We start from the raw sequence: 22153 nt of genomic DNA, 5'->3' as shown, positions 1-22153 counted from the left end.
CCGGGCGGTGATCTCCCGGTTGTCAGTGCGCAGTTCTAGGCTCGGGTTACCGAACCGGGCCGACCGCGGGCGGTGAGTCGTCAGCGGCAGTTCGAAGGAGGGCCGCATGACTGTACGGCGCGTTATGGGAATCGAGACGGAGTACGGGATCTCCGTCCCGGGGCATCCCAACGCCAACGCCATGCTCACCTCGTCCCAGGTGGTCAACGCCTACGCGGCGGCGATGCACCGGGCGCGGCGGGCCCGCTGGGACTTCGAGGAGGAGAACCCGCTGCGCGACGCGCGGGGCTTCGACCTGGCCAGGGAGACCGCCGACGCCAGCCAGCTGACCGACGAGGACATCGGCCTCGCCAACATCATCCTCACCAACGGCGCCCGCTTCTACGTGGACCACGCCCACCCCGAGTACAGCTCGCCCGAGGTCACCAACCCCCGGGACGCGGTGCTCTGGGACAAGGCCGGCGAACGGATCATGGAGGAGGCGGCCAGCCGCGCGGCCCAGGTCCCCGGCGCGCTGCCGATCCACCTCTACAAGAACAACACCGACAACAAGGGCGCCTCCTACGGCACCCACGAGAACTACCTGATGAAGCGGTCGACCCCGTTCGCCGACATCGTCAGGCACCTCACCCCCTTCTTCGTCTCCCGCCAGGTCGTCACCGGCGCCGGCCGGGTCGGCATCAACCAGGACGGCTCGGTCGACGGCTTCCAGATCAGCCAGCGCGCCGACTACTTCGAGGTCGAGGTCGGCCTGGAGACCACGCTCAAGCGCCCGATCATCAACACCCGCGACGAACCCCACGCCGACGCCGAGAAGTACCGCAGGCTGCACGTCATCATCGGCGACGCCAACCTCTCCGAGGTCTCCACCTACCTGAAGCTGGGCACCACGGCGCTGGTGCTGTCCATGATCGAGGACGGCTTCATCAATGTGGACCTGGTGGTGGACCAGCCGGTGCGCACCCTGCACCGGGTCTCCCACGACCCCGACCTCGGCCACCTGCTCTCGCTGCGCAGCGGCCGGAAGATGACCGCGGTGCAGCTCCAGATGGAGTACTGCGAGCTGGCCCGCAAATACGTCGAGGACCGCTTCGGCGCCGACGCCGACGAGCAGACCAGGGACATCCTGGACCGCTGGGAGGACGTACTGGGCCGACTGGAGAGCGACCCGATGAGCCTGTCCCACCAGCTGGACTGGATCGCCAAGCGGGAACTGCTCGAGGGCTACCGCACCCGGGACGGCCTGGACTGGGACAACCCGCGGCTGCACCTGGTCGACCTGCAGTACGCCGACGTACGGGCCGAGAAGGGCCTCTACAACCGGCTGGCGCAGCGCGGGCGGATGGACAGGATCGTGGAGGAGGCGGACGTGCTGCGGGCCGCCCACAAGCCCCCGGAGGACACCCGCGCCTACTTCCGCGGCCGCTGTCTGGAGCAGTACGCCGACCATGTCGCCGCGGCCTCCTGGGACTCGGTCATCTTCGACCTGCCCGGCCGGGACTCGCTGCAGCGGGTCCCCACGCTGGAGCCGCTGCGCGGCACCCGCAAGCACGTCAAGGCGCTGCTGGACCGGTGCCGCACGGCGGAGGAGCTGGTGCGGGTGCTCTCGGGCGGGTGAGGGGCGGCTGAACGCCTGTCCGCTTCCGGCGTAACCGCTCCGTAGTCGTGTATCACTACGGGTGAACGCGGAGGCCGCTGGGCATCATCCCAGCAGCATCGAACGTTGAACCGGTGAAGCAACTGGACACGCAAAACGCGAGGCGATTGTCACCCCTCGTGTATAGGGTCTGACCAGCAGTGCCGAACACAACCGAGCGGGGTGAGGGACATGGCGACCAAGGACACTGGCGGCGGCCAGCAGCGGGCGAACCGCTCCTCCGAGGAGGTCGAGGAGACCGAGGTCGAGGCCAACGAGGCCTCCGACCTGAAGGAGCGCAAGGCAAAGCTCGACGACGACGTGGACGCGGTGCTCGACGACATCGACGAAATCCTCGAGTCCGATGCGGAGTCGTTTGTCCGCTCGTACGTACAAAAAGGCGGTCAGTGACCTTATGTCCGATTTGACCGATAAGGTCTGTCGGGACTGTGGTTCATCAAAGCCGGCCTCCGAATTCTGGAAGCGCGAGAAATCGCCGGACGGCCTGGCTCCGTACTGCCGCGCCTGCTTCAAGCGGCGGAATGCGGAGGCGGCCATGCGGAAATCTGCCCGGGAGGGCAGAGAGCGAAGCGTGCCCAAGCAACGGGAGGAACTGCCGGACGGATTCGGTCGTTGCCCGGACTGCGGCGAACTCAAGCCGCGCAGCGACTTTCCGCGCAACAAGCGGGTCAAGTCCGGCTACGCCACCTACTGCAAACCGTGTCACAACGCGCGGGGAGTGGAGACAAAACAACGGCTCCATGGCGGTACGCGGCACTATCACCTGATGCGTCGGTACGGCATCGGCGCAGCCGAGGTCGCTGCGATGGTCGAGGCTCAGATGGGGCTCTGTGCGATCTGTCTGACTCCTGGGCCGGAACATGTGGATCACGACCACAAAACGGGTAGGGTCCGAGCCATCCTGTGCTTCAACTGCAATGGCGGACTGGGGCAGTTCAAGGACCGGCCCGATCTGCTCCGGCGTGGGGCCGACTATCTGGAAGGGAACGTGTGGAAGCCAACACTCGTGGCACCGGGCGTCTACCGGCTGCCTTCTTGACGCCGGGTTCGTCGTCCTTCGTCGAATTCCTGGCGGACCACCAACCGGAGCTGCTGCCCGGGCGGCGCACGCTGCCGCCGGGGTACCAGCCGCTGGAGGCCCCGCACGGGACCACCATCGTCTCGGTGACCTTCGACGGCGGGGTGATCCTGGCCGGTGACCGGCGCGCCACCATGGGGAACCTGATCGCCCAGCGGGACATCGAGAAGGTGTTCCCCGCGGACGAGTACTCGGCCGTCGGCATCGCCGGCACCGCGGGCCTCGCCGTGGAGATGGTGCGGCTGTTCCAGCTCGAACTGGAGCACTACGAGAAGATCGAGGGCACCCAGCTCTCCCTGGAGGGCAAGGCCAACCGCCTGACCACCATGATCCGCGGCAACCTGGGCATGGCCATGCAGGGCCTGGCCGTGGTGCCGCTCTTCGCCGGCTACGACCTCGACCTCGGCCGGGGCCGGATCTTCAGCTACGACGTCACCGGCGGGCGCTCCGAGGAGCTCGGGTTCGCCGCCACCGGCTCGGGCTCGCTCTTCGCGAAGGGCTCGCTGAAGAAGCTGTACCGGCGCGACCTGACCGCCGAGCAGGCCACCACCGCCGTGGTCCAGGCGCTCTACGACGCCGCCGACGACGACTCCGCGACCGGCGGCCCGGACCTGACCCGGGGCATCTTCCCGATCGTCGGCATCATCACCGCGGACGGCTTCCGCCGCCTCCCGGACGACGAGGTCGGCGCGCTGGCCCGGAGCATCCTGGACCACCGCCTGGAGTTCCCCAACGGGCCGCAGGCCGGGCTGCTCTGACCCCCTTCCGCTTACTCACTCACTGACCCGACTGATCAGAAGGGGCGACCGCCGGTGTCGACGCCGTTCTACGTCTCACCCCAGCAGGCCATGGCCGACCGCGCGGAGTACGCCCGCAAGGGCATCGCGCGTGGCCGCAGCGTGGTCGTGCTCACCTACGCCGACGGCATCGTCTTCGTGGCTGAGAACACCTCCAGGGCGCTGCACAAGGTGTCCGAGATCTACGACCGCATCGCCTTCGCGGCGGTCGGCCGCTACAACGAGTTCGAGAACCTCCGCATCGGCGGCGTCCGCTACGCCGACCTGCGCGGGTACTCCTACGACCGCGCGGACGTGAACGCCCGCGGCCTGGCCAACGTCTACGCCCAGACCCTGGGCACGATCTTCTCCAGCACCGGCGAGAAGCCGTACGAGGTGGAGCTGATCGTGGCCGAGGTCGGCAAGGCCCCGGCCGACGACCAGATCTACCGGCTGACCCCCGACGGCTCGGTCGTCGACGAGCAGCACACGGTCGCGGTGGGCGGCAACTCCGAGTCCATCAGCACCTATCTCGAACAGCGCCACAGCGAGGGGCTGACCCTGCCCGAGGCGCTGAAGGTCGCGGTCGAGAGCCTGGCCCGGGACCCCAACGGGGGCCAGGCCCGCACCCTGACCCAGGATCAGCTGGAGGTCGCGGTGCTGGACCGCGGCCGCTGGCAGCAGCGGAAGTTCAAGCGCCTGGTGGGCGACCAGCTGGGCCGCCTGCTGGCCGGCGACGAGACCGCCGCCGGCGACCAGGAAGAGGCGCCGGAAGAGGGCTGAGCACCTGTTCAGCAGTCCTGCCCGCGGGGGCGCGGCCGGGGGCGACGGCCGGCCCGTCCCCGCCCCCTCCGCCGAACTGACGGTAGATCACGACGCTGGGACCGATTCGGTTTCGGACAGTGTCCCGCAGTGCACATCTTGAGTGAGGGCCGGCGAAGGGGAGAGACCATGGACCGCAGAATCTTCGGACTGGAGAACGAGTACGGCGTCACCTGCACCTTCCGGGGCCAGCGGCGGCTCTCACCGGACGAGGTGGCCCGCTACCTCTTCCGCCGGGTGGTCTCCTGGGGCCGCAGCAGCAACGTCTTCCTCCGCAACGGCGCCCGGCTCTACCTGGACGTCGGCTCGCACCCCGAGTACGCGACCCCCGAGTGCGACGACGTGGCCGAGCTGGTCACCCATGACAAGGCGGGGGAGCGGATCCTCGAGGGCCTGCTGGTGGACGCCGAGCGCCGGCTCCACGAGGAGGGCATCGCGGGCGACGTCTACCTCTTCAAGAACAACACCGACTCGGCCGGGAACTCCTACGGCTGCCATGAGAACTACCTGGTCGGACGGCACGGGGAGTTCTCCCGGCTGGCCGACATCCTGATCCCGTTCCTGGTCACCCGGCAGCTGATCTGCGGGGCCGGCAAGGTGCTGCAGACCCCGCGCGGCGCGGTCTACTGCGTCAGCCAGCGGGCGGAGCACATCTGGGAGGGCGTGAGCTCGGCCACCACCCGCTCGCGTCCGATCATCAACACCAGGGACGAGCCGCACGCCGACGCCGAGCGCTACCGCCGGCTGCATGTGATCGTCGGCGACTCCAACATGTCGGAGACCACCACCCTGCTCAAGGTGGGCGCGACCGACCTGGTGCTGAAGATGATCGAGGCCGGCACGGTGCTGCGGGACCTCACCCTGGAGAACCCGATCCGGGCGATCCGCGAGGTCAGCCACGACCTGACCGGATCCCGCCAGGTGCGGCTCGCCAACGGCCGGGAGGCCAGCGCGCTGGACATCCAGGAGGAGTACTTCACCAAGGCCAGCGAGTTCGCCGACGCCAAGGGCCTGCGCAGCGGCACCATCGCCCAGGTGCTCGAGCTGTGGGGCCGCACCCTGGAGGCGATCCGGGCGCAGGACTTCGCCAAGGTGGAGCGGGAGATCGACTGGGTGATGAAGTACCAGCTGATCGAGCGCTACCGGGAGAAGCACGGCATGAACATGTCGCACCCCAGGGTGGCCCAGATCGACCTGGCGTACCACGACATCCACCGCAAGCGCGGACTGTTCTACCTGCTGCAGAACCGCGGCCAGGCCGAGCGGACCACCAACGACCTCAAGATCTTCGAGGCCAAGTCGGTGCCCCCGCAGACCACCAGGGCCCGGCTGCGCGGCGACTTCATCCGCCGCGCCCAGGAGCAGCGCCGCGACTTCACCGTCGACTGGGTGCACCTGAAGCTGAACGACCAGGCGCAGCGGACCGTGCTCTGCAAGGACCCGTTCAGGTCGGTGGACGAACGTGTGGAGAAGCTGATTGCCGGTATGTAAGCCGCGCAGGGTGATAAATGTGACAACTCGGTCTCTGTGTCCGCTCGATTGGGGACACAGGGACCGAGCTACTTGCCGATCCTTCCGGATTAGGTCTTAGAGTGGCGAGGTCTGTCCGTCCGAACCGCTCCCACCGACCACATCGTCGGCAAGACCTCCTAAGGACCACCGTGCGCCGACTCGCCGCTGGGCTGCTCATCGTCCCGGCCCTGCTCCTGACCGGCTGCGGCAGCAGCTCCAAGGCCAAGTCCAACGACACTGCCGCGCCCAAGTCCTCGGCGTCCTCGTCCGCGACCCCGGCCCCCGTGCCGGTGCCGAAGGTCGTGGACACCACGACCAACCTGCCGAGCGTGACCGGGGCCTTCGGAGCGACCCCCAAGGTGACCATCCCCAGTACCAAGCCGGACGGCACGTTCATCGTGCACACGCTGAAGCAGGGGGCCGGCGCCAAGGTCACCTCCACCGACGTGGCGGTCACCAACTTCTCGGTGGTGGACTGGAACACCGGCAAGGCGATCAACACCGCCTACGCCAAGGACAGCGCCCCGCTGGTGCTGACCCTGTCGGCCGGTACGCTGCCCGCGCTGAGCGAGGCCGTGGTCGGGCACACCGAGGGCAGCCGGGTCGAGGTCGTGGCGCCCCCCGGTGCCGCCACCGGGCAGATGGACCCGTCCAACCTGACCCAGATGGGCGTCAACGCCAAGGACACCCTGGTGTTCGTGGTCGACATCAGCAAGAAGGTCGGCGCCAAGGACGACATCAGCGGCAAGCAGAGCCCGTCCCCGGCGAACATGCCCAGCGTGGTCGCCCCGGCCGGCAAGGCCGCCACCTTCACCATCCCGGACAGCACCCGCAAGCCCACCAAGCTGCTGACCTCGGTGCTGATCAAGGGGACCGGGCCGAAGGTGCTGTCCGGCCAGACCATCCTGGTCCAGTACACCGGCGCCACCCTCGCCGACGGCAAGGTCTTCGACTCCTCCTGGACCGACGCCGGCGTGATGGGCACGGTCATCGGCCAGGGCAAGGTCATCCCGGGCTGGGACCAGGGCCTGGTGGGCCAGACGGTCGGCAGCCGGGTGCTGCTCTCCATCCCCTCCGCGCTCGCCTACGGCGCCCAGGGCCAGAGCCCGATCCCGGCCAACGCCAACCTGGTCTTCGTCGTCGACATCCTCGGTGCGGCGTAACGTACTGTCCTGAACTGTCCGGTTCCGGGGACTGCCCCGGCCCAATGAGGAGAAGCAACCTTGAGCATCGAGAAGCCGGAGATCGACTTCCCGGGTGGCCAGCCGCCGGCCGAGCTGCAGATCAGGGACATCTGGGTGGGCGAAGGCGCGGAAGCCAAGCCCGGTCAGAACGTCAGCGTGCACTATGTCGGCGTGGCCTTCAGCACCGGTGAGGAGTTCGACGCCAGCTGGAACCGCGGCTCCGCGTTCCAGTTCCCGCTCGGTGGCGGTCGGGTCATCGCGGGCTGGGACCAGGGTGTCGCGGGCATGAAGGTCGGCGGCCGGCGCGAGCTGATCATCCCGCCGCACCTCGGCTACGGCGACCGCGGCGCCGGCGGCGCCATCAAGCCCGGCGAGACGCTGATCTTCGTGGTCGACCTGCTGGGCGTCTGACTGCCCGTCGGCCCCGGCGCACTGCCTCGGCGCGGCCCCGCCCCTACCACAGTCGTGGTGGGGCGGGGCCGCGCTTTTGCCGTCGGCCCCCGGACCGGTACGGTCGTGTCCGCCGGCCTATTCCGTGGTCGCGCACAGGGAAGGGTGTGCGATGCCCATCGCCAAGTCCGAGCGTCTGATGAACCTCGCGCTCTGTCTGATGAACACCAAGCGACCGCTGAGCAAGCGCGAGCTGCGGGACTCCATCGAGGCATACCGGGAAGCCGCGGACAGCGCCAGCGAGGACTCCTTCAACCGGATGTTCGAGCGCGACAAGGACGACCTGCGCGAACTCGGCCTGGTCATCGACGTGGACGAGAGCACCCTGGACGGCGAGCTCGGCTACCTGGCCCGGCGCGACCGCAACCGGCTCCCGGAGATCTCCCTGGACGCCGAGGAGGCCGCCGCGCTGAGCCTGGCCGCGGGCGTCTGGCGGCAGGCCCGGCTGGCCGGGGCGGCCAGCGGGGCGCTGCACAAGCTGCGGGCCGCCGGGGTGCTGGTGGACCAGGGCGCGGAGCCGCAGACCGGCGCCCTCGAGCCCAGGATCCCGGCCCGGGAGGCCGCCTTCGAGCCGCTGCTCGGCGCCGCCAGGGACCGCCGCCCGGTCACCTTCGCCTACCGGAAGTCCGGCGCCGCGCTGCCGGAGCCGCGCAGCGTGGAGCCCTGGGCGCTGGAGTGCTGGCACGGCCACTGGTACCTGGCCGGCTGGGACCGGGACCGCAAGGACGTCCGGGTGTTCCGGCTGAGCCGGATCATCGGCCGGGTCAAGGCCCGCAGCGACGCCTTCGGCGCCGAGGTGCCCGACCACGTCGACGTCCGGCAGCATGTGGCGCGGTTCGCGGGCGAGGGCGCGACGGCCACCGCCCGGATCCGGCTGCGCCGCGGCGCGGCCTTCCCGCTGCGCACCAAGGCGCTGCAGTCCGAGCCGGTCGACGCGGACTGGGACGAGCTGGAGATCCCCTACGGCCACGGCCTGGCCTCCGACCTCGGCGAGTTCGGCGCGGACGTGGTGGTGATCGGCCCGGCCGAGCTGCGGGCCGATGTCATCGCCAGCCTCAGCGCGGTGGCCGGCCGTACCGCGAGCACCAACGCGAGCACCACCGCGACCAAGGGAGCATCCGCGCTGTGAGCAATGCCATCGACCAGACCCGCCGGATGCTGTCCCTGGTCACCTATCTGCGCGAGCGCCCGGGCGCCCGGGTCGCCGACGTGGCCCGGGCCTTCGGCATCACCGAGCGCGAGCTGACCGGCGACCTCAGCGTGCTGCCGATGTGCGGGACCAGCTTCCGCGGCGGGGACCTGCTGGACATCGACACCGACGGCGAGCGGATCTGGTGGCACAACGCCGACGACGTGGCCCAGCCGCTCCGGCTGTCCTCGGACGAGGCGATCTCGCTGCTGGTCGCGGCCCGCGCGGTGGCCGGGCTGCCGGGCCTGCGGGAGCGGGACCGGGCCGCGCTGAGCCGCGCCGTGGTCAAGCTGGAGGCGGCGGCCGGGGACGCGGCCGAGGGCAGCGCCCGGGTCGGAGTGACCTTCGAGGCCGAGGGCAGCGTCTTCGCGGACGCGGACCGGGCCATCACCGAACGGCGCCGGCTGTGGCTGCGCTACTACTCCTCGGGCCGCGGCGAGATGACCGAGCGCGAGGTGGACCCGATCCGGCTGGTCACCGAGGGCCACACCTATCTGGAGGGCTGGTGCCGGCTGTCCGAGGACCGGCGGATCTTCCGGCTGGACCGGATCGCCGACATCGAGGTCCTGGACATCCCCTCCGACCCGCCGCCGCTGGAGTTGCGCGACCTCTCCCAGGGGCTGGTCCGCCCGGCCGACGACGACCCGCAGGTGGTGCTGGAGGTCGGCCCAGGCGGTCGCTGGGTCACCGAGTACTACAGCTACGAGGACGCGGTCGAGCTGCCGGACGGCGGCCTGCGGATCACCCTGCGCACGCCGGACCCGTCCGGACTGCTGCGGCTGGCGCTGCGGCTGGGCGCGGACGGGCGGATCACCGCGCCGGCCGAGCTGGCCGAGCGGGCCCGTTCCACCGCGGCCGACGCGCTGGCGCTGTACGGGGCGGCGGGCCCGGCGGACGGAGACGCGGCGTGAGCGTGCCGACCCGGTTCCGGGCGTCCTGCACCGACTGCCGTTCGACCTCCGAGCTGGAGCCGGAGGCGTTCCGGCTGGCGCTGGGCGGCAGCAGCGAGCGCACCTACTACTCCTTCACCTGCCCGTCCTGCGGCGCGGCGGTCCGCAAGCGGGCGGGGGAGCGGATCGTGGAGGCGCTGAGCGGCGCCGGGGTCCGCACCATGCGGCTCTGCCTGGTCCAGCAGCCGAGCACGGTGCCCTAGCATGCCGGACATGCCCTGGACCGTTCTCGCCGCTGTAAGCTTCTCCACCGCCGGGCTGCTGGTCCTGGCCGGGTGCGCCCTGCTGGTGCACCGGCAGGTGCTGGCGCTGTCCCGGCAGCTGGACGCGGGCGCGCGGCGGATCGCCGGGGCCGCGCGGGGCCTGGAGCAGGCAGGATCGCCCGTTGCCCGGAGGGCCGGAGAGTTGGCTCCCGGACGTATTCTTCCGTTCACCGAAGACGGATCCGGCTCCGCGTAGGATGAAGGTGAGGATCACCCGAAAGAATTCTGTACACCCGCTCTGGACCCTTCTGCAGGGCTGATGCGTATCATCAGCGCAGAGACCACGACGAAGAGGGACAACCATGCTCGAGAACCGCGGACTTGAACTGATCATCCTGGCGGTCGTCGTGCTGCTGCTCTTCGGAGCGAAGCGGCTCCCCGACTCCGCCCGTGCCCTCGGCAAGTCGCTGCGCATCCTGAAGTCCGAGGTGGGCGCGATGAAGTCGGACGACAAGGCCCCGCAGGACAAGGCCGCGACCGTTCCGGCCGAGCCGGTCGTCGTTCCCCGGACGATCCAGGCCGCCCCCGGCGAGGCCGCCACCGCCCGCCCGGTCGCCGAGCCCGTCGCCCAGCCGCAGCCCACCAACCAGGCCTGAGCCTGGCCGGGGCAGTGCCGCACCACCCCTCCATCCACCCACCTCGCAGGGACTGAAGCCGCACGGTGAGCGACACCACGCCGAAGGAAAACGAGGGGCGCATGCCCCTCTCGGACCACCTCCGGGAACTGCGGAACCGGCTGCTGATCGCACTCGCCGCGCTGCTGGTGACCACGATCATCGGCTGGGTGATCCACAACTGGCTGATCGACCAGCTCACCGGTCCTGCCTGCAGGATCAACGGTGTCTACGGCTACGGCCAGCGGACCCCGCAGTGCCACAACGGACTGCTGGTCAACAACGGTGTGCTCGCCCCGCTCTCCTTCAGCTTCAAGGTGTCGATGATGGCCGGGCTGGTCATGGCCAGCCCGGTGTGGACGTACCAGCTGTGGGCCTTCGTCGCCCCCGGGCTGTACAAGAAGGAGAAGAAGTACGGCCTGGGCTTCACCGCCGCCGCCGTGCCGCTGTTCCTGATCGGCGCCTACCTGGCCTACTGGATCTTCCCCAAGGCGCTGGCGATCCTGGTCAGCTTCAACCCGCCCGGCTTCTCGATCGCCTTCTCCGGTGCGGAGTTCCTGGACTTCTTCATCCGGATGGTGCTGGTCTTCGGGCTTTCGTTCGAACTGCCGCTGCTGCTGGTGGCGCTGAACTTCCTCGGCATCCTCAGCGCGGCCAAACTGCGCAGCTGGTGGCGCGGGATCATCTTCCTGATCTTCGTCTTCTCGGCCATCGCCACGCCCACCGGCGACCCGCTCACCATGAGTGTGCTGGCCCTGCCGATCTGCATCCTGTTCCTGATGGCCCTCGGTGTCTGCACGCTGAACGACCGGGCCCGGGCCAGGCGCCGCGCCGTCGAGGACCCGGACAGCCTGCTGGACGCCGACGTCGCCTCCACGCTGGACCTGTCCCCCTCCGAGGTCGCCTCCCCGAGCGAGCGTCCGGAACCGGTGTCCGCCGAGGAGTTCGCCCACGCCGAGCCGATGGTCTACCACCCCGACGAGGAGCCGGCCGCCGTACCCGGCGCCCGCGGCGAGCGCATGGACGACATCACCTGATCATCCGTTGAATCACCGGCGGATCGCGGGGGCGAACCGCCGGGAAAATCATTGGGTCAAGTGTCAGTCCCGGCGGGTAGCCTCTGGTGGAGATGCAGATCCACGATGACGCAGACCGAGGCACGCCCCACCGCGCTCCCGTGCGCCCGACCCGGGAGGAAGGTGCCGCGATGACCTCCGCAGCTCCTGATGACCACGCCGTTGACGAGCTCAGCCCTTCCGAGCGCTACGCCGCCTCCCGGCGACTCGCCAAGGAGCAGGCCACCGCCCTGTTCGCGTTCCGCGAGCTGTACGACTTCCCGCTGGACGGCTTCCAGATCGAGGCCTGCGAAGCGCTGGAGGCCGGCTCCGGCGTCCTGGTCGCCGCGCCCACCGGCTCGGGCAAGACCATCGTCGGCGAGTTCGCGGTGCACCTCGCCCTCGCCGAGGGCCGCAAGTGCTTCTACACCACGCCGATCAAGGCGCTGTCGAACCAGAAGTTCGCCGACCTGGTCAAGCGCTACGGCGCCGACAAGGTCGGCCTGCTGACCGGCGACAACACGGTCAACAGCGAGGCCCCGGTGGTGGTGATGACCACCGAGGTGCTGCGCAACATGCTCTACGCCGGCTCGCAGACCCTGAACGGCCTCGGCTACGTGGTCATGGACGAGGTGCACTACCTGGCCGACCGCTTCCGCGGCGCGGTCTGGGAGGAGGTCATCATCCACCTCCCCGAGTCGGTCACCCTGGTCTCGCTGTCGGCGACGGTCTCCAACGCCGAGGAGTTCGGCGACTGGCTGGACACCGTCCGCGGCGGCACCAAGGTCATCGTCTCCGAGCACCGCCCGGTCCCGCTCTGGCAGCACGTGCTGGCCGGGCACAAGATGTACGACCTGTTCACCACCCGGGTCGCCGAGGAGCGCGCCTCCGGGCGCAAGCGCGAGGGCGGCGGCCAGCGCGGCGGCGAGGCGGACGTCAACCCCGAGCTGGTCCGGCTGGCCCGCTCCGAGCAGGACCGCCGCGGCGCCGGCCGGGACCGCTTCGAGAAGCGCGGCCGGGGCCGCAGCATGCCGGCCGGCCGCCCCGGCCGCGCCTACACCCCGAGCCGGGCCGAGGTCATCGGCCGACTGGACGACGAGGGCCTGCTGCCCGCGATCACCTTCATCTTCAGCCGGGCCGGCTGCGAGGCCGCGGTGCAGCAGTGCCTGCACTCCGGGCTGCGGCTGAACAGCGACAAGGAGCGGGCCCAGGTCCGTGCCCTGGTCGAGTCCCGCACCGCCAGCATCCCGGACGAGGACCTGCACGTCCTCGGCTACTACGAGTGGGTGGACGCGCTGGAGCGCGGCGTCGCCGCGCACCACGCCGGGATGCTGCCGACCTTCAAGGAGATCGTCGAGGAGCTGTTCCTACGCGGCCTGGTCAAGGCGGTCTTCGCCACCGAGACGCTGGCGCTGGGCATCAACATGCCGGCCCGCTCGGTGGTGATGGAGAAGCTGGTCAAGTGGAACGGCGAGACCCACGCCGACGTCACCCCCGGCGAGTACACCCAGCTCACCGGGCGGGCCGGCCGGCGCGGCATCGACGTCGAGGGCCACGCGGTGGTGCTCTGGCAGCCCAACCTGGACCCGGCCGGGCTGGCCGGCCTCGCGGGCACCCGCACCTATCCGCTGAAGTCCTCGTTCAAGCCGTCCTACAACATGGCGGTGAACCTGGTCTCCCAGTTCGGCCGGCACAAGTCGCGGGAGCTGCTGGAGACCTCCTTCGCGCAGTTCCAGGCCGACCGCTCGGTGGTCGGCATCGCCCGGCAGGTGCAGCGCAACGAGGAGGGCCTGGAGGGCTACCGCGAGGCGATCAACTGCCACCTCGGCGACTTCCAGGAGTACGCCGACCTGCGCCGTGCGCTCAAGGACCGGGAGAACCAGCTGGCCCGCGAGGGCGCCAACCAGCGCCGGGCCAGCGCCGCGGACTCGCTGGAGAAGCTCCGGGCCGGCGATGTCATCCACGTCCCCACCGGGCGCTTCGCCGGGCTCGCGCTGGTGCTCGACCCGGGCATCCAGGCGGTGGGCCGGCACGGCAGCCGGCACGACCGGCAGGACCACAGCGAGGGGCCGCGCCCGGTGGTGCTGACCGCCGAACGGCAGGTCAAGCGGCTGGCGATGATCGACTTCCCGGTCCCGGTGGAGGCCATCGAGCGGGTCCGGATCCCGCGCAGCTTCAACCCGCGCAGCCCGCAGTCCCGGCGCGACCTGGCCTCGGCGCTGCGCTCCAAGGCCGGCCACATCGAGCCGGAGCGGATCCGCAGGGGGCGGGCCGCCGCGGCCGACGACCCGGAGATCACCCGGCTGCGCGCCGCGCTGCGGCAGCACCCCTGCCACGGCTGCGACGAGCGCGAGGACCACGCCCGCTGGGCCGAGCGCTACGAGCGGCTGCACCGGGACACCCAGCAGCTGGAACGCCGGATGAAGTCCCGCACCCACACCATCGCCCGCACCTTCGACCGGGTCTGCGCGCTGCTCACCGACCTCGGCTACCTGCGCGCCGACACCGTCACCGACGACGGCCGCCGACTGGCCCGGCTCTACGGCGAGCTGGACCTGCTGGCCTCCGAGTGCCTCCGCGAGGAGGTCTGGGAGGGCCTGTCCCCGGCCGAGCTGGCGGCCTGCGCCTCGGCGCTGGTGTACGAGTCGCGCCGGGCCGACGACGAGGGCGGCACGCCCAAGCTCCCGGACGGCAAGGCCCGGGAAGCACTGGGCGAGATGATCCGGCTCTGGGGCCACCTGGACGCGCTGGAGGAGCAGCACAAGCTCTCCACCGAGGACAACGTCGGCCAGCGCGAGCCCGACCTGGGCTTCGCCTGGACCGCGTTCCGCTGGGCCTCCGGCCACCAGCTGGACGCGGTGCTGCGGGAGGCCGACATGCCGGCCGGCGACTTCGTCCGCTGGACCCGTCAGCTGATCGACGTGCTCGGCCAGATCGCCAACGCCGCCCCCGAGAACGGCACCGTCCGCGCCACCGCCCGCAAGGCGGTGGACGGCATCCGCCGCGGCATCATCGCCTACTCCTCGGTCGGCTGAGCCACGCCCGCCGCGACCACGCCGGCGGGCGCCGCTGCGGTCAACCCCGCTGCGCGGTCAGGTAGGCACGCCAGCCGCCGTACCGGGTGATGTCGGGGGCGGCGGCCAGGGCGGCGGGTTCGCAGAGGAAGCCGGGGACGGTGCTGCCGTCCGCGAGCCGAACTCTGCCGAGGGTCATGGGTGACGGCAGGTCGGCGAGCAGCCGGCCCAGGCCTTCGGCGGGCAGTTCCCAGACCTCGGCCTCGATCGCCGCCCCGGCCCCGGCCCCTGCCGTCGCTCCGTCCGGAGCCACCCGGACCAGGCCGGGCTTCGGCGGGGTGGTCGGCAGCGCGTGCAGCCGGTACTCGGCGGCGGTGGCCGTGGCCGCGACCAGCCGCGCGCCCAGCGCCAGCAGCTGCGGGTTCAGCGGCTCCCCGCTGAGGTGCGCGCCCACCACGGCCAGCCGCACCGGGGCCGGCCGCTGCAGCAGCCGGGCGACCAGGCCGAGCCGCGCCTCGGTGTGCGGCCGTCCGATCAGCATCACCCCGAACGGCCCGCCGCTCCGCCCCGCCGTCGGCGGAACCGTCCCGGCCGGGACGGCCAGGGCGCACAGGCCGAAGAGGTTGGTGGAGTTGGTGTAGCGGCCGAGCCGGCTGTTGGTCCCCACCGGATCCGCGGCGACCTCGGCCAGGGTCGGGTGCCCGGGGGTGGTCGGCAGCAGCAGGGCGTCCGCCTCGCCGAGGCCGGCCAGCGCGGCGGCCCGCAGCCGGGCCAGTTCCTCCTGGTCGGCGTAGAGCCGGTGGGCCGGGATGTCGCGGGCCGCCGCGACGATCGCGGCGACCGTGGGGTCGAGACCCGCCTGCGGGCTGTCGGCGTGCTTGTCGACGAACGCGCCCACCGCGGCGTAGCGCTCGGCCACGAACGCGCCCTGGTAGAGCAGCTCGGCCGCCCGGCTGAACGGCTCCAGGTCCAGCGGCAGCAGTTCCGCGCCCGCGTCGGCGAGCCGCTGGACGGCCGCGGGCCAGGCCGCGTCCCAGCCCGGGTCCAGCTCGCCGAGCTGCTCCAGCGGCGGCACGGCGACCCGCCAGGGCCCGGGTCGGCGGGGCGGGGGCTCGGCCGGGCTGTCCAGCAGCAGGGCGTGGGCGCGTTCGGCCTGGTCCAGGGTGCGGGCGAAGACGCTGACGCAGTCCAGGCTGCGGCAGGCGGGGACCACCCCGGTGGTGGGGATGCTGCCATAGGTCGGCTTGAGGCCGACGATGCCGTTGAACGCGGCTGGGACCCGTCCGGAGCCGGCCGTGTCCGTGCCCAGGGCCAGGTCGGCGATGCCGAGCGCCACCGCCACCGCCGAGCCCGAGCTGGAGCCGCCGGAGACCAGTTCCGGGTCCAGGGCGTTGCGGACGGCGCCGTAGGGGCTGCGGGTGCCGACCAGGCCGGTGGCGAACTGGTCGAGGTTGGTGCTGCCGAGCACCACGGTCCCGGCGGCGCGGAGCCGGGCCACGGCCGGCGCGTCCTGCGCCGGGAGGTAGGCGTAGCCGGGGCAGGCGGCGGTGGTGGGCAGCCCGGCGACGTCGATGTTGCCCTTGACCGCCAGGACGGTCCCGGCCAGCGGCAGGACCTCCCCGGCGGCCAGCCGGGCGTCGACCGCCCGTGCGTCCGCCTCGGCCTCGGGCTGCGGGCGCAGCGCGATCCAGATCTCCGGGCGGGCGGCTTCGGCGTCGCGCCGGTAGGCGGCGCGTACCCGTGCGAGTGCGGGGCCCTCGGTCATGCGGCCTCCTCGGCCTGAGCAGGGACGGGTGCGAGCAGCAGCAGCGGCGACCCGGCCTCGACCTGGTCCCCGGCACGTACCAGGAGTCGTTCTACCACTCCGTCCTGAGGTGCCGTCAGCACCGATTCCATCTTCATCGCCTCCACCGCCATCAGCCGCTGCCCCCGGACCACCGGCTGCCCCGGTTCCACATCGACCTTCCAGACGCAGGCGGTGAACTCGGCCGTGAGCAGCGCGCCGCCCTCGGGGACGGTGACCGCCTCGCTCGGCTGGGCGGTGACCACCGCCGCCTCGGCCCGGTCGAACTCGCCGGCCTGCTCCCAGGCCTCCCGTTCGGCGCCGAAGGCCGCGCCCTGGGCGGCCCGGAAGGCGGCGATGCCGGCGGCGTTGTCCTCCAGGAAGCGCAGGTGGTCGGCGAGGGCGAACTCGCCCTCCTCGATCCGCAGCGGCAGCCGCCCGGCGGCCATGTCGGCGCGCATCTCCAGCAGTTCCTCCGCGCCGACCGGGTACCACCTGATCCGGTCGAAGAAGCGCAGCAGCCAGGGCTTGCCCGGTTCGAACGGGCCGCGCTGCTGCCAGCCGGACCAGACCTGCACGGTGCGGCCGACGAACTGGTAGCCGCCGGGCCCCTCCATCCCGTAGACGCAGAGGTACGCCCCGCCGATGCCGACCGAGTTCTCCGCGGTCCAGGTGCGGGCCGGGTTGTACTTGGTGGTGACCAGCCGGTGCCGGGGGTCCAGCGGGGTGGCGACCGGCGCGCCGAGGTAGACGTCGCCGAGGCCCAGCACCAGGTATTCGGCGTCGAACACGGTCCGCAGCACCTCGTCCACGCTGTCGAGGCCGTTGACCCGGCGGATGAACTCGATGTTCCAGGGGCACCAGGGCGCGTCGTCGCGCACCCCGGCCATGTAGCGGGCGATGGCCTCCCGGGTGGCCGGGTCGTCCCAGGACAGCGGCAGGTGCACGGTACGGGAGGGCACCCGCAGCTCCGGGGTCGGCGGCAGCCGCCGCTCGGCCTGCTGCACCAGCGGCAGCAGCACCGCCGGGGGCAGCACCGCCGGGTCGGTGTGGATCTGCAGCGAGCGGATCCCGGGGGTCAGGTCCAGCACCCCCGGCAGGTCCAGCGCGGCCAGCGCCTCGGCCAGGGCGTGCACCCGCATCCGCAGCGCCAGGTCGAGCTGCATCGGGCCGTACTCGACCAGCAGGTTGTCGTCGCCGCTGCGCCGGTAGCCGACGGCCGGGCGGTCGGCCGACTCCGGGGTGCGGGCCAGCACGCCGCCGTCGGTGATCGGGGCCCGGTCTTCGCCGTCCACGGTGGCGGGGCGGAACCGGACGCTGTCGCCGGGCCTGAGCTGGCCCAGCTTCCAGCGCTCGGTGCTGAGCACGGTGGCCGGGCAGACGAAGCCGCCGAGCGACGGTCCGTCAGGTCCGAGCAGGACCGGCATGTCACCGGTGTAGTCGACGGCGCCGACCGAGTACGGGGTGTCGTGGATGTTGGAGGGGTGCAGCCCGGCCTCGCCGCCGTCCCGGCGGGCCCAGTCCGGCTTGGGCCCGACCAGCCGGACGCCCGTGCGGGCGCTGTTGAAGTGCACCTTCCAGTCGGCCGCGTAGAAGGCGAGGATGTCCGCCTCGGTGAAGAACTCCGGTGCGGCGTGCGGTCCTTCGGCGGCGGCCAGGGACCAGGCGTGGGTGAACTCCGGCCGCTCGGCGGCCGGGACCGGTCCCGACGGCCCCTGTTCCGCTGCCCCGCCGGGCCGCAGCACGTCCCCGGCGCGCAGGGTCCGGCCGCCGTGGCCGCCGAAGCGGCCCAGGGTGAAGGTCGCGGCGCTGCCGAGGAAGTCGGGGACGTCCAGCCCGCCCGCCACCAGCAGGTAGCAGCGCAGCCCGGCCCCGTCCGGTGCGGCCAGGGCCAGTTCGGACCCGGCCGGGACGGTCAGCGGCTCCCACTGCGGCACGGGCGCGCCGTCCAGGGTGATCCGCGCCGGGGCGCCGGTGACGCAGACCACGGTCTCCGCGCCGAAGCGCAGCACGGGTCCCTCCAGGGTGCATTCCAGCCCGGGCGCGCCCTCGGGGTTGCCCAGCGCGCGGTTGCCGGCCCGGAACGAGCGGTCGTCCATCGGACCGCAGGGCGGCACGCCGACGTTCCAGTAGCCGGTGCGCCCGGGCCAGTCCTGGACCGTGGTCTGGGTGCCCGGGCGGAGCACCTCGATCCGGGGCCGGGGGTCGGTGACCGCGGCCAGGGTGGCGGTGCTGTGCACGGCCTCGCGGACCGGCGCGGCGGCGGTGGCGGCGCGCAGCAGGCCGAGGTTGGTCTCGATGCCGTCGACCCGGGTCCGCGCCAGCGCGGCGTCCAGCCGGTCCAGGGCGTCGGCGCGGTCCTCGCCGTGGGCGATCACCTTGGCCAGCATCGGGTCGTAGCTGGTGCCGACCTCGGTGCCGGTCTCCACCCAGGTGTCCACCCGGACGTCCTCCGGGAAGGAGACCCTGGTCAGCAGGCCCGCGCTGGGCCGGTGGCCGTGCTGCGGGTCCTCGGCGTAGACCCGGGCCTCGACGGCGTGGCCGCGCGGCGGTCCGATCTGGCGGACCACCGAGCGGTCGCCCCGGGCCAGCCGCAGCATCCACTCGACCAGGTCGACGCCGTGCACCGCCTCGGTGACCGGGTGCTCCACCTGCAGCCGGGTGTTCACCTCCAGGAACGACGCCTCCTCGCGGACCGCGTCGTAGACGTACTCGACGGTTCCGGCGGAGCGGTAGTCCACGGCGGCGCAGAGCGCCACGGCGGACTCGGCGAGCTGCTTGCGGACCGTGTCGGGCAGGCCGGGGGCCGGGGCCTCCTCGATCACCTTCTGGTTCCGGCGCTGCAGCGAGCAGTCCCGGTCGCCCAGGGTGACCACCCGTCCGGCGCCGTCGCCGAAGACCTGCACCTCGACGTGGCGGGCCCGTTCGACCAGCCGCTCCAGGAACATCCCGGCCCCGCTGAAGCTGGCCGCGGCCACCCGCCGGACGCTGTCCCAGGCCTCGGCCAGCTCGTCGGGGGAGTGGCAGGCCCGCATGCCGATGCCGCCGCCCCCGGCGGTGGCCTTGAGCATCACCGGATAGCCCAGCGCGCCCGCGGCGTCCAGCGCGGTAGGAAGGTCCGGCAGCAGCCCGGTGCCCGGCAGCAGCGGGACCCCGGCGGCCTCGGCGGCGGCCCTGGCGGTGTGCTTGGCGCCGAACACCTCCAGCTGCTCCGGGGTGGGGCCGACGAAGACCAGCCCGGCGGCCTCCACCCGGCGGGCGAAGCCGGCGTCCTCGGACAGGAAGCCGTAGCCGGGGTGGACCGCCCCGGCGCCGGTGTCCAGGGCGGCCTGCAGCACCAGGTCGGCGCGGAGGTAGCTGTCCTTGGCCGGGGCGGGTCCGAGCCGCACCGCCCGGTCGGCCAGCCGGACGTGCGGGGCGCCCCGGTCCGGGTCGGAGAACACCGCGACGGTGCGCAGCCCCAGCGTCCGGGCGGTGCGGATCACCCGGACCGCGATCTCGCCCCGGTTGGCGACCAGCAGTGTGTCAAAGGTCATCAGGATTCCCCGAGGTGACTGATGGTCATCCGGACCGGTGTCGGATCGAAGCCGTTGCAGGGGTTGTTGATCTGCGGGCAGTTGGAGACCAGTACCAGCACGTCGGTCTCGGCCCGCAGCGTCAGCGAGAGGCCCGGGGCGGAGAGGCCGTCCACGATGCCCAGGGTGCCGTCGGCCTCCACCGGCACGTTCATGTACCAGTTGACATTGGGCACCAGGTCGCGCTTGCCCAGACCCCAACGGGCGCCCTCGGCCAGGAAGTTCTCCACACAGGCGTGCTGCGGCCAGGTGTGGTGGCCGTAGCGCAGGGTGTTGGACTCCTTGCTGCAGGCGCCGCCGATGGTGTCGTGCCGGCCCACCTGGTCGGCGGTCACCGTCAGCAGCGGGGTGTGCTCGTTGGAGAGCAGCACGCTGCCGGTGGTCAGGAAGATCGAGCCCTGGGCCTGCAGGGTGTCGGCCGCGCTGTAGCGGACGGCGGTGTCGTGCAGGTCGTAGGCGAGGAAGTCGACGGCCTGGTTGCCGTGCAGGTCGGTGACGGTCAGCGTGTCGCCCCGGCGCAGCGCGGAGGACCAGGCCGCCCGGGCCGGTACGTCGACGGAAAGCGGTGCCATGTCAGATCCCCCTGGCGGCGCAGAACTCGGCGGTGTTGAGGTAGGCCCGGTGGGCCTCCGGCGTCGCGTCCCACCAGGGGTCGCCGGGGCCGGTGGCTGTGCCCGGCCAGGCGGTGACCTCCAGCGGGCCGCACCGGTACTCGGCCCGCGGGTCCAGCGGGTGCGGGACGTTGGCGACCAGGACGGTCAGCGGCTGCTCGGCCCGCAGCGTCAGCGCGGTGCCGGGGCCGGCCGGGCCGAGGTGCTCCAGCGCCCCGTCCGGGCCCACCCGCACCCCCTGGAACAGCGACAGCGAAGGCCCGAGGTCGCGCGGCCCGAGGCCGTTCTTGGCGGCGGCGAGCAGCAGCAGCTCCCGTCCGGCCGGGGAGGCCGACTGCGGGGTGCCGTCGCCGTAGCGGGCGGTGTTGCGGGCCAGGGTGGACGTCCCGCACAGCGCGTCGTGCCGCCCCGAACTGTCCTCGGTGACGGTGGCCAGCACCCGGCCCTGGTCGGAGAGCAGCAGGCTGCCCGCGCCCAGGTAGGCGTTCCACTGGACCTTGGTGGTGTCGGCGGTGTTCAGCCGCTCCCAGGGCCGGTCGGCGACATACAGCAGCAGATGGGCGCAGGCGTCGCCGGTGGGGTCGGCGAACCGCAGCGAGCTGCCGCGGGCCAGCACCTTGTGGCTGTAGTTGCCGCCGGGCACGGTCTCGGCCCAGACCAGCTCCTCGGCGGCCACGCCGGGCGGGGCGCCGGGCCGGTCCACGGCGGTGGCCTGGGCACGGGCGTGGTCCCGAGCGGCATAGGTGGTGCCGGTTGCCGAACGCACGGTCAGCCTCCAGGGGTGGGCGGTCGGTTACTGAATTTCTGTCGCTTGACAGAAATTAGGCCGCCGAGGCTTCACGCCGATTGCCCCGAGGTTTCCCCGCCGTAACGCCTCCCCGGGACGGTGTGCCAGGATCAGCAGATGTCCACCACCGCCGGCGCCGCTCCCGCGCCCCGCGCCCGGGTCGGCCGCCCCCGCGCCCAGGGGCCCGTCGCGGACGGCCTGGCCCCGCGCGACGGCGTCCTCGCCGCCGCCGCCGAACTGTTCACCCGGCACGGCTACGGGGCGACCACCACCAGGGCCATCGCCGAACGCGCCGGGTTGCGCCAGGCGTCGATGTACCACTACTTCGCCGGCAAGGAGGACATCCTCGCCGCGCTGCTGGAAGGCACCGTCCGCCCCTCGCTGGACCTCGCCCGGGCGCTGGTCGCGCACCCCTCGGCCACCGCCGAGGCCCGGCTCTGGGCGCTCTGCCGGGCGGACGTGGCGCTGCTCTGCGGCGGCCCGCACAACCTGGGCGCGCTCTACCTGCTGCCCGAGGTGGCCGCCGAGCGCTTCGCCGCGTTCCACCGGGTCCGGGCCGAGCTCAAGTCCTCCTACCGCGAGCTGCTGGCCGCGACGGACGCCGCGGCGGCGGTTCCCGCGGCCGAGCTGGAGCTCCGGGCCGACCTGGTGTTCGGGCTGATCGAGGGCGTGATCCTGATCCGGCGTCAGGACCCGGACCCCTCGGCCCCCGCCCTCGCCGTCGCGGCGGCCGACGGCGCGCTGCGCCTCTCCGGCACGCCCGAGCCGGTGCTCGCCGCCGCCGCGGCGCAGGGTGCCGCCCTGCTGGACACCCTGCGCGCGGGCTGACCGTG

General features: G+C 72.2%; 20 protein-coding genes. 16 read left to right on the top strand and 4 right to left on the bottom strand.

Annotated features, from left to right (window positions below; genetic code table 11):
- Positions 1-106: 106 nt before the first annotated feature.
- The 15 genes from dop to ACEZDG_RS01040 all read left to right on the top strand — a co-directional run bounded on the left by dop (position 107) and on the right by ACEZDG_RS01040 (position 14585).
- Complete coding sequence (gene dop, locus ACEZDG_RS01110; RefSeq protein WP_380501182.1) at positions 107-1618, top strand: depupylase/deamidase Dop; 1512 nt, start codon at positions 107-109, stop codon at positions 1616-1618.
- Positions 1619-1828: 210 nt separating this feature from the next.
- The gene (locus ACEZDG_RS01105; protein WP_030260902.1) at positions 1829-2047 is read left to right on the top strand and encodes a ubiquitin-like protein Pup; all 219 of its coding nucleotides are present in this window, start codon (positions 1829-1831) and stop codon (positions 2045-2047) included.
- Between the two features lie 4 nt (positions 2048-2051).
- Positions 2052-2696 carry an endonuclease VII domain-containing protein gene (locus ACEZDG_RS01100; RefSeq protein ID WP_380501180.1) on the top strand — a complete coding sequence of 215 codons (645 nt, stop codon included), beginning with the start codon at positions 2052-2054 and terminating at the stop codon, positions 2694-2696.
- On the top strand, positions 2648-3493 hold the full coding sequence (gene prcB / locus ACEZDG_RS01095; RefSeq protein WP_380501178.1) for a proteasome subunit beta: 846 nt from the start codon (positions 2648-2650) through the stop codon (positions 3491-3493). Before ACEZDG_RS01100 ends, prcB begins: the two co-directional genes overlap by 49 nt.
- Positions 3494-3547: 54 nt before the next feature.
- Positions 3548-4294 carry a proteasome subunit alpha gene (gene prcA / locus ACEZDG_RS01090; protein WP_380501176.1) on the top strand — a complete coding sequence of 249 codons (747 nt, stop codon included), beginning with the start codon at positions 3548-3550 and terminating at the stop codon, positions 4292-4294.
- A 168-nt stretch (positions 4295-4462) separates the two neighbouring features.
- Positions 4463-5824 carry a Pup--protein ligase gene (gene pafA / locus ACEZDG_RS01085; RefSeq protein WP_380501174.1) on the top strand — a complete coding sequence of 454 codons (1362 nt, stop codon included), beginning with the start codon at positions 4463-4465 and terminating at the stop codon, positions 5822-5824.
- Positions 5825-5994: 170 nt separating this feature from the next.
- Entirely contained in the window at positions 5995-7008 is a 1014-nt protein-coding gene (locus ACEZDG_RS01080; RefSeq protein WP_380501172.1) for an FKBP-type peptidyl-prolyl cis-trans isomerase, read from the top strand.
- Between the two features lie 60 nt (positions 7009-7068).
- Positions 7069-7440, top strand: a complete 372-nt coding sequence (locus ACEZDG_RS01075) for an FKBP-type peptidyl-prolyl cis-trans isomerase (protein ID WP_380501170.1) — start codon at positions 7069-7071, stop codon at positions 7438-7440.
- Between the two features lie 151 nt (positions 7441-7591).
- Positions 7592-8608, top strand: coding sequence for a helix-turn-helix transcriptional regulator (locus ACEZDG_RS01070; RefSeq protein WP_380501168.1), 1017 nt, complete (start codon positions 7592-7594; stop codon positions 8606-8608).
- A 26-nt stretch (positions 8609-8634) separates the two neighbouring features.
- The gene (locus ACEZDG_RS01065; RefSeq protein ID WP_380502210.1) at positions 8635-9579 is read left to right on the top strand and encodes a helix-turn-helix transcriptional regulator; all 945 of its coding nucleotides are present in this window, start codon (positions 8635-8637) and stop codon (positions 9577-9579) included.
- Complete coding sequence (locus ACEZDG_RS01060) at positions 9576-9821, top strand: hypothetical protein (RefSeq protein ID WP_380501166.1); 246 nt, start codon at positions 9576-9578, stop codon at positions 9819-9821. Before ACEZDG_RS01065 ends, ACEZDG_RS01060 begins: the two co-directional genes overlap by 4 nt.
- A 10-nt stretch (positions 9822-9831) precedes the next feature.
- Positions 9832-10077: a hypothetical protein gene (locus ACEZDG_RS01055; protein ID WP_380501164.1), complete on the top strand. Its 246-nt coding sequence runs from the start codon at positions 9832-9834 to the stop codon at positions 10075-10077.
- A 106-nt stretch (positions 10078-10183) separates the two neighbouring features.
- Positions 10184-10477: a Sec-independent protein translocase subunit TatA gene (tatA, locus tag ACEZDG_RS01050; protein WP_380501162.1), complete on the top strand. Its 294-nt coding sequence runs from the start codon at positions 10184-10186 to the stop codon at positions 10475-10477.
- Between the two features lie 101 nt (positions 10478-10578).
- Positions 10579-11532, top strand: coding sequence for a twin-arginine translocase subunit TatC (gene tatC / locus ACEZDG_RS01045; protein WP_380501160.1), 954 nt, complete (start codon positions 10579-10581; stop codon positions 11530-11532).
- Between the two features lie 170 nt (positions 11533-11702).
- Positions 11703-14585, top strand: a complete 2883-nt coding sequence (locus ACEZDG_RS01040) for a DEAD/DEAH box helicase (RefSeq protein ID WP_380501158.1) — start codon at positions 11703-11705, stop codon at positions 14583-14585.
- Positions 14586-14625: 40 nt separating this feature from the next.
- Here the strand turns inward: ACEZDG_RS01040 and ACEZDG_RS01035 are convergent, their stop codons facing one another.
- From ACEZDG_RS01035 to ACEZDG_RS01020, 4 genes are read right to left on the bottom strand one after another with little or no spacing between them, the layout of a single operon-like run.
- Positions 14626-16329 carry an allophanate hydrolase gene (locus tag ACEZDG_RS01035; RefSeq protein ID WP_380501156.1) on the bottom strand — a complete coding sequence of 568 codons (1704 nt, stop codon included), beginning with the start codon at positions 16327-16329 and terminating at the stop codon, positions 14626-14628.
- Positions 16326-19883, bottom strand: coding sequence for a 5-oxoprolinase/urea amidolyase family protein (locus ACEZDG_RS01030; protein ID WP_380501154.1), 3558 nt, complete (start codon positions 19881-19883; stop codon positions 16326-16328). The genes ACEZDG_RS01035 and ACEZDG_RS01030 overlap by 4 nt, the downstream gene beginning before the upstream one ends.
- Positions 19883-20494 (bottom strand): urea amidolyase associated protein UAAP2, encoded by a 612-nt coding sequence (locus tag ACEZDG_RS01025; RefSeq protein WP_380501152.1) that lies wholly within the window; start codon positions 20492-20494, stop codon positions 19883-19885. The genes ACEZDG_RS01030 and ACEZDG_RS01025 overlap by 1 nt, the downstream gene beginning before the upstream one ends.
- A gap of 1 nt (position 20495) precedes the next feature.
- Positions 20496-21299, bottom strand: coding sequence for an urea amidolyase associated protein UAAP1 (locus ACEZDG_RS01020; protein WP_380501150.1), 804 nt, complete (start codon positions 21297-21299; stop codon positions 20496-20498).
- A 138-nt stretch (positions 21300-21437) separates the two neighbouring features.
- Between ACEZDG_RS01020 and ACEZDG_RS01015 the strand changes: the two genes are divergently transcribed.
- Positions 21438-22148 carry a TetR/AcrR family transcriptional regulator gene (locus ACEZDG_RS01015; RefSeq protein WP_380501148.1) on the top strand — a complete coding sequence of 237 codons (711 nt, stop codon included), beginning with the start codon at positions 21438-21440 and terminating at the stop codon, positions 22146-22148.
- Positions 22149-22153 lie beyond the last annotated feature (5 nt).

Origin of the sequence: Streptacidiphilus alkalitolerans (assembly GCF_042511045.1) — a bacterium.
Lineage (GTDB): Bacteria > Actinomycetota > Actinomycetes > Streptomycetales > Streptomycetaceae > Streptacidiphilus > Streptacidiphilus alkalitolerans.
This window is presented reverse-complemented; position numbering and strand designations above follow the sequence as displayed.